Origin of the sequence: Roseovarius sp. (assembly GCF_040219995.1) — a bacterium.
Classification (GTDB): domain Bacteria; phylum Pseudomonadota; class Alphaproteobacteria; order Rhodobacterales; family Rhodobacteraceae; genus Roseovarius.
Window position 1 is genome coordinate 1 of the sequence record NZ_JAVJUC010000031.1, and the last position, 13453, is coordinate 13453.

Below are 13453 nucleotides of genomic sequence, written 5' to 3' on the forward strand. Positions count from 1 at the left end.
CAAAAGCGTCGCCGCTCCGCCCCAAGAATTTCGCCACGCATTCCAGACCCCGCATAAGAGACGTCGCTAATGACGTCTTTAGCGACGTCTCTTAGATCATCGCCCCAGCCTCAGGCAGGCGGTGCCAATGGCGCGGTTACGGTCGAAGCTGAGGTTTACGAAACGCAAGAGCTCAAGATGAAGCATCTCAAACAGAAAGATAAAGCACTCGGTCTGTACCGGGAAACGGCACTCGATGAATTGCAAATTATCCAGTCGGAACTGGAGAGCGTTCGCGAGAAATTCCGAAAAGCCGAGAATATTATGACCCGATCAGAGGTACTGGCGCCTGTATCCGGAACTGTAGTCCGCCTGCACTATGTCACTGCTGGTGGTGTGATCGAGCCGGGTAAACCAATTGCCGAGATTATACCGACAGATGCTCCCTTGATCATCGAAACCCTGATTCCCCGGACGGATATCGATAGCGTCCGACTCGGGCAAAAAGCCATAGTGCGATTGACGGCACTCAATATCCGTACGACACCTGTCCTTAACGGAACGGTCGACTATATCTCAGCTGACGCGGTGACAGAAGCTACCGATGGCATCCCGCAAGAGGTCTATGTCGCGCGGATAACGCTATCAGCAGAAGAGTTGAGCCGGGTTGGCGACTTTGTACCCACGCCTGGTATGCCTACAGAGGTCATGATCCAAACTGCAACGCGGACTTTCGCGCAGTATATTGCCAAACCAGTCGCAGACAGCATGACACGAGCGTTCCGCGAACAGTAGAGAGGCCAAACCCCACACACACCTATTGAATAGTGGTCACGAAGACCGGAACTGGGATGAGAAAACCAGATAGGGCCTACGAGCTCAAAGCTCGCTCTACAGATTTGGGCCCGTCCCGCGGATCACGATATCGGCCAGCGGCTTCTGATAGCGCCGCGTTGAAAGGCCTTACAAAAGACTTCATTCGATCACGCGCCAATAGGGTCAAAAGCGACTTGCACTACCGGCGGCAACCATAAAAGGCCCTAGTCACCGCAGGAAATGGCAAAATTCTTGAGTTGCATAACGATTTTGTTGAGAAAAATATACGACATGTTGAACGCAACTCGTTCAACATATTCGTTATGAAATGAAAGAGTAATGGGGAGAGGAAGGCTAACTTTGCGGCAGTGGCTGCGCCCGTGCGGCGCTCCAGTTCTGTGGCTTCAGCTAATTTCCTTTACGCTTCATCAACACGCGGCGGTGATATTGTGCGGCGTGCTACATGCCATTCTCCGGACACAGGCTGTTATTGGTCACGGGCGGTCGGCCGTATTGAGTGCTGAAAAGACTCATCGCCGCTTTCTGGTCAGACGCACGACCTTTACGACCAACGATCAATGCGAAGGTGATTTCCGCGATGGATTCGTGGCCGATCCGGGCTTCTTCAGCAGGATTGTTCAGCATTCGTCTACAATATGATTAATTTTCTGACCTCGATCTGTGATTTTTCGGGGCGCAAGGGTTGCGGTGAATCACATGGTCGGGCAGCCTCGCCGTGTTTTCGCCATAATCTGCCGTGCGATGCGGGGGCGTCTTTTAGTAAAGGAGTGAAAGATGAAGATATTCAAACTCGCCGGAACAATCCCGGCACTCGCCTTTGTGGTATTGCTGGCGTCCGGGGTCTCCTCGGCTCAGGCAACCACACTTTATGAGGCACCCGCAGATCGGCTTGGCGGCTTGTGTCCAACATGTGCGGGGACCGCGACCAAGATGGGAGATGATATCAGCCTTGCCGGTGGCCCTGCAACGCTCAACAAGCTCATCTGGGACACCTCGAATTTCGGCGCCGACTATACTGCCGAGATCAAAGTCGATTTTTTTAATGTAGATCTTTCGGGAACAACTCCGGGAGTAGGCAGCCTGATTCACACTCAAACCAGTGACCATTTTCTGGCAGGTGGCAACGGAGGTCCTGAGACAACATTCGTTGATATAGCTATCGCCGACGTGCTGGTTCCGGAACGCTTCATCTACTCGATCGAAGTCGTGAACAACAACGGATCCACGAACTGGAATGTCGCAGGTCAGTTTGCGACCAATTCGACGGATGAAGATGAGACATTGGCTCAGGCGCAAGTCGGTGCCAACAACGAGTTCGATTTCATCTTCGGTGACTGGGTCCCCGAGTCTGGGACCGACACCTCCGGGCTGACGTTCCAGCGTCTCAGCATGGCCTCTTACCAGATTGGTCTGCCGCAATTTTCCGATTTCGCTGAGTATTCCAATTTCACACCCAACGTGACGTTTGAGGGTCAAGTCGCCCCCATCCCGCTTCCCGCCGCCGGCTGGCTGCTGCTGACCGCCTTCGGTGGTCTGGGCATCGCCGCGCGTCGTCGCAAGGCGGCCTGATCAAGGCTTTCGACGGGGCAGTGGCCCCGATCTCATGAGAAGGGCCGTGGCTGCGATGCCACGGCCCTTTTGCTGTGTGCGGGCCTTGGGCTGTTGCACACGAGACTCACACGCGCGGAAAATGTCGCGCTCGCAGGGTCTGGTAACGGTTTCATGACAATATTTTGCCTTAATCGTGCTTAGCTTTGGTCTCAAAGTAGGATTATCTTTACATGGGCGAGTTAAGTGCATATCTTCAATCACAGGTTGTGAGCATAAGAGGGGCATTACATGATCGTTGGGCTGATTCTGGTCGGAACAATGCTTGGGGGCACCGTAGGTGCCGGCGCTCTGCTGCTTGGCTATTCGATCTGGATTGCACTTCTGATCTATGCCGCGATAGGCGCAGTCAGTGTTCTGGGTTTGGCCGTATGTATCGCCCTGCGTCCTGATCCTCGGGAAAATGCCGAGCAGGGCGAACCCTATGCGCTGGCTGGTCCGCAAGGCAGCTGATCCGGGCCTTGGGCAGCGACAAAAGCCGAATCACTTCCGCAAGCATATTTCTGCGACAGCAAACAAAACCGCTGCTTTTGTTTCCATATCTCAAGAAGATTCAGCGCCAGCGTGTGCGCGTTCCCCTGAGCGGCTTCATAATTCCCCCAAGGGTTGCGCGCCAGCTGATTTCTTTGACTCGATACCAAAATAAGGCGAAAATCAGTTCTTCAGGTGGCTTCTGTGGTTGTGCGTGAAGGTCGCTGGTATCTGAGTATCCTTCAGAAGTGATTTCACCGTTCGCATATTAGCGAGGTAAGGAAGATGTTTGGACTGAGGAAAAAAATGGCGATCAGTGGTGTTACGGCTTTGATCGCCGCAGCTTTCATTGTGTCTTCGAACGAAGCTTCAGCAGCGACGCTGAAGTTCACGAGCGACGGTCCCACGCCACCAGGAGTCAATGACTGTAGTGGAGATTTTGGGTCCCCTCCAAATTGTGTCTATGAAAGCCAAGATGATTATTATTTCAGTGGCCCAGGCGCTGGTGCAGCAGCAGCATATACAACCAATAACTATGGTACGTTGAATCAGATAGCGAAGATAGATGATCCTTTTGACGCCACCCCCGTCGTATCCGCAGGCTCTATTTTAGGCGCTGGCACCTTCGCTTTTGAGGTTATCGGTAGTGATTTGAAGTGGACATATAACCCGAATGGGTCGCTCGCAGCGGTGTTTGCTTTCTCGATCAAGGGTGGCAACAAGTATAATGTCTGGGAGTTTGATACGGCACCTACTGCAAGTGGTGGATCGCAGATGTTTACTGGCTGGTTCTCTCCGCAGGGCAACAGCACGAGTGATATCTCTCACATCACATTCTTTGGTAAAGAGATCGCCGCCATCCCACTCCCCGCTGGTGGCCTTCTGCTGATTACCGCGCTCGGTGGTCTTGGCATGGCCTCCCGACGTCTGCGCAAGGCTAGCTGACAAAAGCTCACACTCACAAGCATGGCAACAACCCCCGTTTCGGGGGATGTTTTCGTTAATGCGCCGCGTTTGGGTAAATCTCTGCGCGAAAACCAGCCGAAGATCGGGATTCTGCCATAAATTCGCCATTCCGCTGTGGAAAGTTTGTAGACAATTGCGCGATAGGGGCAGGATTGTCGCTTAAAGAGAGCGCGAAACTGGTAGGCAGGACAGGCATTGGCGGAGCGGCATGCGGCATAAAAAAACGGCGAGTAATGCTTATCTCGGAGCGTTGAGGGGGCTGCGCGGGACATTCCTGCTGGTGGGGCTGTTCAGTGCTGCCATCAACCTGCTGATGCTGACCGGGCCGATCTACATGCTGCAGGTCTACGACCGTGTGCTCTCGTCCGGATCGGTGGCAACGCTTCTGGGGCTCTTCGGTATCGTCATCCTGCTCTACAGCTTTCTGGGGCTCTATGATTTCCTACGGGCGCGTCTCTTGTCCCGTGCTGCATTGCGTCTCGATTCCAGAGTGGGGGACGAGGCGTTTCGGTTTGCCCTGCGTGCAGGGTCTATCGGGGGCCGCTCACGGGTTGACCCGCGTGCGCAGCCGGTGCGCGACCTGGAACTGGTGCGCGGCTTCATGAGCAGCCCGGCCGCTACCGGGCTCTTTGATCTGCCCTGGATGCCGCTCTTTCTGGGTCTGGTGTTTCTCATTCATCCCTGGCTGGGCTGGCTGACGCTGGCCGGGGCCGGGATCGTGGCAGCGGCAGCGCTGCTCAATCAGCTCATGGCCCAGAAATCAATCCACCAGGCGATGTCGATGGAAGGATCAGAGCGCAACCTTGTCGATCAGGCCCGCAATGATGCGGAAACCTTGCACGCGCTCGGCATGCGCGAACGTCTGGTCGCACGCTGGCGACAGATGCATGATGCGAGCCTGGCGACAGGCCAGGTGGGCAGCGATCGCTCCGAAGGTTTCACCTCCTTCTCGAAATCCTTTCGGCTGCTTCTGCAATCTGCGCTTTTGACCCTCGGGGCGTTTCTGGCCCTTCGGCAGGAGATTACCCCGGGCATGATCATCGCCACTTCGATCATAGCCGGCCGGGCACTGGCACCGGTCGATCAGGTGATCGGTCAGTGGCGGGCCATCGGGCGGGCGCGTGAGGCACATCGCCGTCTGCGCGATATCTTTGGCCAATTGCCCGCCGAGAAGCCCCGCGTTGATCTGCCCGCCCCTGCGGGTGACCTGCGGGTGACCGCCCTGACCAAGCTGGCCCCGGCCGGACCGGAAGCACAGGCGGATCGGGCGCGTATTCTCGACCGGGTTAGTTTTGCCTTGTCGGCTGGCGACGGTCTTGGTGTCGTCGGCAACAGTGCAGCAGGAAAATCCACGCTCGCCCGGCTTCTGGTCGGGGCCTGGATGGCGGATGCGGGCGAGGTGCGGCTCGACGGGGCCACGCTCGATCAATGGACCCCAGAGGCTCTTGGGCGACATATCGGGTATTTGCCGCAATCTCTGCACATGCTGTCTGGCAGCGTCGGCGAGAATATCGCGCGATTCGATCCCGAGGCGAAAGACCCCGATATCATCGAGGCCGCGCGCATCGCCGGGGTGCATGAGATGATCCTCGGCCTGCCCGACGGCTATGCCACGCATATGGACCGAATGACCCACCCCCTCTCGGGCGGTCAACTTCAGCGTCTGGGTTTGGCGCGGGCCGTCTTTGGCGCACCCCGCCTCATCGTTCTGGACGAGCCCAATTCCAATCTCGACGCCAATGGCGACGATGCTCTGGCGGAGGCGATCCGCACAATGCGCGCCAAGGGCTGTGTGGTGGTCGTGATGGCGCACCGGCCAAGTGCTCTTGCTTCGGTCAACAAGATCCTGCTGCTGCATCAGGGGCGGATGGCGAAGTTCGGCGACAAGGATGAGGTGCTGCATGGCACCCCCCGTCCGGTCTCCGTCGTGGCGCAGTGAGGGCATAGAAATGACCGCAGACGCATTTTCGGCCCCGCCCCTCAAGACAGACCTGACGCGTGCAGGCCGTCTTGGCATCCTTGCCGGTCTGGCATTGCTGACCATGCTCTTCGGCTGGGCCTATATGACGCCGATCAGCGGCGCGGTCATTGCCTCCGGCTCGGCCGTCGTGCGCGGCAAGCCCAAGATGGTCCAGAACCTCGATGGCGGGATCGTCGAAGAGATCCGCGTCAACGATGGTGATCTCGTGCGCGCGGGCGATGTACTATTGCGGCTCGACCCGACACTGCTGCGCATCAATCTCGAAATGTATCGCAATCGCCTCGCCGAAACCCACGCCGAGATCAGCCGTTTGCAGGCTGAACAGATAAATGCCGGGGATGTGGTCTTCGATTACGACACCACATATCTCGATGGGCTGCCGCTGGCGCAGATCAATGCAGGGCAAGCGGAGATTTTCGACGCCCGGCGCGAGGTGATGAAGGGCCGCAAGGATCAGCTCCGCGAGAAAGTCGCGCAGTTCTACAACCAGATTTCCGGTGTCGACGGGGTGATCAAGGCCAAGCGCGATCAGCTGACCTTTATCGAGCAGGAGCTTGGGGATGTCAGCGCGCTGCATGCGGAAGGGCTGGCGCGCGAGGGACAGGTGCTCGAATTGCAGCGCTCACGGGCGCGGCTTCTCGGCGAGATTTCCGAGCATCAATCGGAACTGGCCCGGATCCGCAATTCCATTCGCGACACCGAGCTTGAGATCCTGCAATCGGAACGGCAGTTCAAGGAACAGGTGGTCACCGACCTGCGAGAGGCGGTGATGGAGGGCGAAGAGCTGCATTTGCAGATTGTAACCGCCCGCAAACAGCTTGATCGGATAGAGGTGGTCGCACCGGTAGATGGCATCGTGCATGAAATGCAGGTCTTCAACTCCGGCGGTGTCGTGCCGCCAGGCGAGACGATCCTGCAGATCATTCCGATTTCGGACGGGGTGGATTTCGAGGTGCGCGTCGATCCAAACGCGATTGACCAGGTCATACAGGGGCAAAAGGCCAAGGTCGTCTTTACCACCTTCAACGCCCGCACCGCCCCCGAAATATTCGGCGCAGTCTCAAGTATCTCGCCTGACAGCATTACCGATCCGGCGACGCAGCAGAGCTATTACCGTGTGACCCTGGCCATTCCACCCACGGAGCTGCAAAAGCTGGGATCTCATGACATCCTGCCCGGCATGCCGATCGAAGCCTATCTCCAAACCGGCGAGCGTACGGTATTGAGCTATCTCACCCGACCGCTGAGCGACCAGCTGCGTCGCGCCTTCCGGGACGATTGAGGCCTCCTGAAGTGATGCGCCAATGGCACAATCTGTAATCATCAAGCCGTGAATCTTGTTTTCAAAGGCATTTCAGGGCATGCTGATGCTGAGTGGTCGTGTGTAATCAACCGGAGCCAAAATCCGGAACGCATGCGCAATGAGGCAGGATATAGCTTATGGTGGGCCGGATCGGGCGCAGGGCGTCACCCATATTCATTGCTCTGACAGGGCTGTCATTCGTGGCAGGCTGCTCGAGTGAGCCTTACAAGGCGCCCCTGTTTTCTTTCTTGTCCTCCTACAAGTCCGCGAAGAGCGGGGCCCCGGTTCTACTCAGCAATACTGACTGGTGGACAAGGTTCGAGGATCCCACTCTGAACTCCCTTGTCGAGACCGGGTTGGAGGGAAATCTCAATCTCGACATCGCCAAGGAACGGGTGAACGAGGCGAAAGCGATCCAGCGCAGCGTGCCGACGTCGGCGTTTCTTTCGCCGCGGGCCGGGGCCCGTCGCGAACGCGACGAGTTCGGGCGCACCGATACTGTCAGCGAAGCCTCATTGGGCTTTGAATGGATCCTCGATATCTATGGCGGACGCCGGGCCCAGATCGATGCAGCCGGTGCCCGGATCGAGGTCGCCGATGCCGAAGTAGACGCAGCCCGCCTCCTGCTGCTGCTCAACATTTCCAACACCTATGTGGACTTGCGCTTTCAACAGGCGAGCCTGCGCCTGCGTCGCTCGGAACTGGCCTCGCGACAACAGACGCTGGAGCTGATCGAGCGCCTGCAGGAGGGCAATGCCGCCACCCGGGTCGATGTGGTCAAGGCACGCGCACTCGTCTCCGAAACCCGGTCCGAAATTCCCGCAATCAAGGCCGCGATCGACGCCGCCAAGAACGAGATCGCGGTGCTCACGGGCAAGGTGCCCGGAACCCTCGAGCTTGACCTCGATCAGGCCGCGCGCCAGCCGCGCGTCTCGCTCTCTCCCCAAGTGGGCATACCGGCGGATCTCCTGCGCAATCGCCCGGATATCCGCGTGGCCGAGCGCAGCTACTATGCGGCCTTCCGCGATGTGGCGGGCGCGCGGGCCGACCTTTATCCTCAACTGTCGCTCAGCGGCACGATCACACAGACCTCGCTGTCAGGATCTCGGGGAACCGAGTATTTCTTTGGCCCCGCGCTTACCTTCCCGATCCTGCCGAACAGCGCCCGGCGTGCCACGGTCGATCAGCGTGAATCGCGGGTCCGGCAATCCCATACACAATGGCAACTGACCGTGCTTGAGGCCATTCGAGATGTTGAAAGCTCATTGGCCAATTATTCTGCAGCCCTCTCGGCACGGCGCGCATCGGAAGAAACCGTGCGGCTCTACAAGGAAGTGGTCACGCTGACCCGCCAGATCGTCACCGGAGACGGCGCCACCATCCGCGACCTGATCGACGCAGAACAAAGCGTCGCCACCGCCAACACCGCCCTCGCCGAAACCCTCCGCCAGGTGGGACGCAGCTTCGTGGAACTCAATGTGAATCTTGGGTCGGGGCATGCAGTGGGGGAGGAGGTCGCTGCGAAGTAGGCAGCTTACTGCTCAAAACGACACGGAAACAAAACATCCTTCCGCCATAGTGCTGTCTCAGATAGGCCATCCTCGCTTGTTCTATTCTGCGCGAGAGAGACAAGTCTCATCCCATGACACAGGCGGAGTCCAAAATGTCCAAAATCTTTTCGGTTTCAAACTCGGAAGACCTCATGAGTGCCCTGGCTTCGGCCACGGGTGGCGATACAATCGAGCTCGCGGGGGGGGATTATGGGAAGCTGAATTTGAACCACAAAACCAGTTTTGATTTCACCTATGACAGTCCAGTTACGATTGTTTCCGCTGACGCAGATAACCCGGCGGCGGTCGCGTCGATGAATATCATCGGCGCGTCCAATATCACTTTTGACAATATCCATTTTGATTACCAGTACCAAGAAGGTGACCCACTCTGGGCAAAACCCTTTCTAATTTCTGAAAGCAACAATATCACCATTAGGAATTCAGTATTCGATGGGGATGTCGCCTCTGGAACCGGGACATCGGCTGATGGCTATGGTACCGGTTTTGGTCTGGGGGTCAGGGCGTCGTCAGACGTGACGATCGACAACACCGAGTTCAAATCCTGGTGGAAAGGCATGTCCTTGGGCCTCTCTGAAAATCTCACGATAACTAACAATGACATTCACGATATTCGGTCAGACGGCGTGAACTTTGCTCAAAACAAATCGGTGCTCTTTGAAGGCAATCATATTCATGATTTTCGCGTTAACCGCGAAAGTGGAGACCATGCCGACATGATTCAGGTTATGGCAGGTGGGAATGTAGAAACGATAACGGCAGGCCTTACAATCCGCGGGAACATTCTGGATATCGGCGACGGCGACGTCACCCAAATGATTTTCATCGGCAATAACAAATATGGTTGGACCAAAGATGATGCATGGCTTTTTCAAGACATCACCGTTGAAGACAATCTGATCCACGGCTCCCACCAACACGGTATTGCGGTTGGACAAACGGATGGCGTAATAATCCGCAACAACACGTTGCTTGATGCGGAACACCCGGATGCAAGATTTGCACCAATAATCACTAGCAACGAATCGCGTAATGTTTTGGTCGAAGAAAATGTCCAAGTAGGTTCATTTTCCGACAATCCGGACCCAACATGGACGATCCGGAACAATCTGAGCCTTCAGAACGATGCGCCAGAACTTGCAGGCTACTACAAAGATCAGTTCATTGCGTCTTCCACGAATGGTCAGGCTGGCGCATTCGTCCTGGACCCCGATGGGGAACTTGCAAAATCAGGCGCGGGCGTAACCTGGATGGGTCTAGAGACGTCGCCTGACACACTTACAACCCAGTTCGATATCCACTCCAAAGGCAGCGACAGCCTAACATTGGTCTTTGATGCGAGCCATACCTATGGTCCGACCGGAGCAATCACAGTTGATGATGCAGAATTCCACTGGACCTTTGGAGACGGAACGACGGCAACGGGTCAGGTCATTGAACACAGGTTTGGAGCGGCAGGCATTTATGATGTGGCGCTGGATGTGGTTTTGGCGGATGGAACGACGGTCACGGCTGAAAGCGATGCGCGCGTTATAGGAAGCGATGCCCTTCGGTTCAATTCTGACGATGGCACGTTCTACCTGCAGTCCTATGGTACGGAGACTGCGCTTGCAGGAACTGACATAGCCTCGTTTGATGGAGGCAGCGGTGGAATGACGGTAGACTTGAGCGCGTCAGAGACTTTCACGCAAATTCAGCCTGAGCATTTCAGTAATTTTCTTGGAAGCAAGAGCTTTGAACTCTCAATGGCGTTCGAGGCTGATCAGCCCGGTGTCAGTCAAGGCTGGATTCTTCGTCTCCATGGCGTCCTTGGAGTACAAGCCGACCAGTCCGGGGATATTAAAGTCTCTCTTTGGGATGATGACGCGGCTGAATTCTCCTTGGCGAGCGATGGCTTGAATCTCAATGACGGCGGCATCCATACCTTTGAGCTTCAACTGGACGATGCGAGTGAGACTCTTCGTCTTGTTGTGGATGGCACGGTCGTAGACATGACAGAATTCACCGGCAACGTAACGCAAGGCATAAATCACGGTCTCAAGTTCGGAGATGCACGGAGGGAATCTTTCGATGGACAAATGCATTCCTTTGATCTGGACGTGGCCGCATCAGACTATTCCATCTACGAGGGGACCACTCCTTTGGCTTCTACACCGGGGCAACCTGATTCGGATGTAGTCGTGGAAGGATACGTGAGCGAGGACCCCGTCAATGCGGTTCCCGATCTTTCAGAGCCCCCCACAGAGCCACCTGAGTCCGACGTCACCCCCAATGAAGAAACGGATGAGACCGCACCCGAAAGTCCATCTGATGAGGAAGCCACCGCACCGCGGTGGGAACTTGACGGTTTCGAGATCTTTGAAACCCTTGCAACGCCGGACCACGATGTGAAATTTGCTGACGATGCGCATGTGGCTGATCGTCTCGGCCAAAGTGCCCTGATCCTTGATGGTGAACGCGATTTCATCAATTTGGGTCGGTTTGATGAATACCACGCCTCCGACCAGATCACTGTCGATTTGGAGTTCCAGCGTGACGATCCTGACGGCTTCGACATTCTGTTGTGGAACCATGGTCGACTTGGGATCACTATGAACGGCGATATGCTCGGGGTTCGGGTAGGACAGGCGGATAATCCTTTCAAAGACGGGTTCAGGATCATGGAGTCCGGGTTGAATGATGGTGAAGCGCACAGTCTCCGTATCATCGCCGATGGCGAGCTTGACCGTCTACAGATCATTATTGACGATGAAGTGGTGCTGGATGACACCAGCCGTGACCTTGACATTGTTCAACATGGCACAGGCGACTGGGGTTACATGATCGGCAGGGCTTGGGGCCCAACCTTTGACGGCACGGTCACCGGTATCGAGATTGACGACAGTGCCCAGTTCATCCCTGAAGACCCGATGTTGAGTGTCTGACAGAGTCGACCTGGGTTTGCCATTGGCAGAGTGGCCTGCCATGGGGCCTCGCCCTCCATACTTCCTAATGGAGAAGAATCCCCATGGCAGGTCACAGGCGCGACGTGCCACGCCAAGGTCTAAGATCCGAAAGAATAGACGTTAATTGTAGAGGCACAGCTTGATCTGATGTGAGATACTCTTTTGGTACGCCAGCGCGGCGTGCCGCCCAATGGTAGCGAAAGAGAGTGACGTGCTTTCCAGTTCAAACACAATCTTTGCGAGATGAATACCAAGCCTCAAAGCTCACCAGACGCTGGAATTCGGGCAAAAATCAGCAATGGCGCGATTCTGCATTTCGGTACCAGTATCGGAGTGCGAATACTGGGCATCGTCACTGTCGCCGTTCTGGGCCGACTTCTGACACCGGCGGATTTCGGCATCTTCGCTTATGCGGTTTTTGTCAGCACGCTCACCGACAATTGCTTTTATCGTCATTTCCACTTTTCCCTGGTTCGGTTGCCGGAGGTAACAAACGAACACCTCGATACTCTATTTACATTACGGTTCCTGACCGGCCTGATCGTTGCAGGGGGGATTGCCCTGTCTGCAGGCCCGGTGGCCATGTGGGTCGATGCACCCGAGCTTTATGCTGTTCTGAGCTGGATCGCGATCGTCCCGATTATCGGAACGCTGCCGAGCCCACGCTTCATGCTCTTGGAGAAAGATCTGAAGTTCGCCCCGGCCGCGTTTCAGGTTTTGCTGGCACGGACCCTGACGACCTGTTCTGTTATTGCGCTTGGTTTTATCTGGGGCAATTACTGGGCACCGGTGACCGGTCTCATCGTGATGTCCAGCATCGTCGCTCTTCATTCCCATTGGGTTGCTCCATATCGTCCGAGGCTTTGCCTGACAAAATGGCGCAATTTCTTCCGGTTCGGACTCTGGGTGATGTTCGGAAATCTGTTCAACTTTCTCTCAGGACGCGTAGACCGGTTGATCCTCGGGCCATACTTGGGCGTTTCTGCAGTAGGTATCTACCGGATGGGCGTGGATATTGCAGAGCTTGGGTCACGACAATTTGCGCAACCAATGGGGCGGGTGATCTACGCCGGTTTGGCGACCAAGGGTCAGGACAAGGCCGCATTGAAAAGCGCCTATCTCGAGACGCAGTCTGTTTTCATAGGCGTGGTGCTTCCAATGGGTCTGTTGACGGCATTATGCGCCACGGAGATTCTTCGAATCTTGGCCGGCCCTAACTGGCTGGCGGCGGCCCCTGTGATGTGGGTGCTGGCCCCGCTTATTGCGCTAAATACGCTCGAGAGCGGTGTCAGGGCTCTGATCTATATTAACGATGCGCCCGAGAAGATGTTCTTTCGGAATCTGCTCATTTTCTGTGTTGCCATGCCGATCATTACGGCCGGGGTAGCCTGGGGCGGTTTCGAGGGGGTCATCCTGGCGAGCGCGGTCGTCAAGGTCTTCGCCTTAGTATTAACCCTTATGCTTGCGGGCAAAGAAACCAACGCGAGTTTTCGTGCACCTTTCCTGAAGGCATGGAGAAGCCTTCTCGCAGGCGTCTGCATGGTCCTGACCATTACTGTCGTGGTGATGTGGGGGCCGTCGACCACTGCTAACACGACCGTTCCGGCTGCCGTGATGCTTTTGGTGGTCAAATGTGGTCTCGGTCTTGCTGCCTATCTTGGCATGCACTTCACCCTATGGGCACTCAGCGGCAGACCAAACGGCATCGAGACTTTTGGTATTGCGCAGGTTCAGAAGGCCAAAGCACGGCTTCTGCGATTGGTGGCGTTATAGCCCATATCAAGAGGCGGCA

Annotated in this window: 10 protein-coding genes; 9 read left to right on the forward strand and 1 reads right to left on the reverse strand. The window is 56.1% G+C overall.

Annotated features, from left to right (window positions below; translation table 11 throughout):
• Positions 1–177 precede the first annotated feature (177 nt).
• Complete coding sequence (locus RID11_RS13825; RefSeq protein ID WP_350140161.1) at positions 178–774, forward strand: beta-barrel domain-containing protein; 597 nt, start codon at positions 178–180, stop codon at positions 772–774.
• Positions 775–1254: 480 nt separating this feature from the next.
• On the opposite strand, the gene RID11_RS13830 is transcribed toward RID11_RS13825, so the two are convergent.
• Complete coding sequence (locus RID11_RS13830; protein WP_350140163.1) at positions 1255–1440, reverse strand: hypothetical protein; 186 nt, start codon at positions 1438–1440, stop codon at positions 1255–1257.
• 150 nt (positions 1441–1590) lie between these two features.
• Between RID11_RS13830 and RID11_RS13835 the strand changes: the two genes are divergently transcribed.
• The 8 genes from RID11_RS13835 to RID11_RS13870 all read left to right on the forward strand — a co-directional run bounded on the left by RID11_RS13835 (position 1591) and on the right by RID11_RS13870 (position 13434).
• Positions 1591–2385, forward strand: coding sequence for a VPLPA-CTERM sorting domain-containing protein (locus RID11_RS13835; protein WP_350140164.1), 795 nt, complete (start codon positions 1591–1593; stop codon positions 2383–2385).
• 270 nt (positions 2386–2655) lie between these two features.
• Positions 2656–2877 (forward strand): hypothetical protein, encoded by a 222-nt coding sequence (locus tag RID11_RS13840; protein ID WP_350140166.1) that lies wholly within the window; start codon positions 2656–2658, stop codon positions 2875–2877.
• Positions 2878–3201: 324 nt separating this feature from the next.
• Positions 3202–3840 carry a VPLPA-CTERM sorting domain-containing protein gene (locus tag RID11_RS13845; RefSeq protein ID WP_350140168.1) on the forward strand — a complete coding sequence of 213 codons (639 nt, stop codon included), beginning with the start codon at positions 3202–3204 and terminating at the stop codon, positions 3838–3840.
• Between the two features lie 229 nt (positions 3841–4069).
• Positions 4070–5800, forward strand: coding sequence for a type I secretion system permease/ATPase (locus tag RID11_RS13850; RefSeq protein WP_350140170.1), 1731 nt, complete (start codon positions 4070–4072; stop codon positions 5798–5800).
• Between the two features lie 10 nt (positions 5801–5810).
• Entirely contained in the window at positions 5811–7124 is a 1314-nt protein-coding gene (locus tag RID11_RS13855) for an HlyD family type I secretion periplasmic adaptor subunit (RefSeq protein ID WP_350140172.1), read from the forward strand.
• Between the two features lie 158 nt (positions 7125–7282).
• The gene (locus RID11_RS13860) at positions 7283–8674 is read left to right on the forward strand and encodes an efflux transporter outer membrane subunit (RefSeq protein WP_350140174.1); all 1392 of its coding nucleotides are present in this window, start codon (positions 7283–7285) and stop codon (positions 8672–8674) included.
• Between the two features lie 113 nt (positions 8675–8787).
• On the forward strand, positions 8788–11640 hold the full coding sequence (locus RID11_RS13865; RefSeq protein ID WP_350140176.1) for a right-handed parallel beta-helix repeat-containing protein: 2853 nt from the start codon (positions 8788–8790) through the stop codon (positions 11638–11640).
• A 264-nt stretch (positions 11641–11904) separates the two neighbouring features.
• Complete coding sequence (locus RID11_RS13870) at positions 11905–13434, forward strand: oligosaccharide flippase family protein (protein ID WP_350140178.1); 1530 nt, start codon at positions 11905–11907, stop codon at positions 13432–13434.
• The last annotated feature ends 19 nt before the right edge of the window (positions 13435–13453 follow it).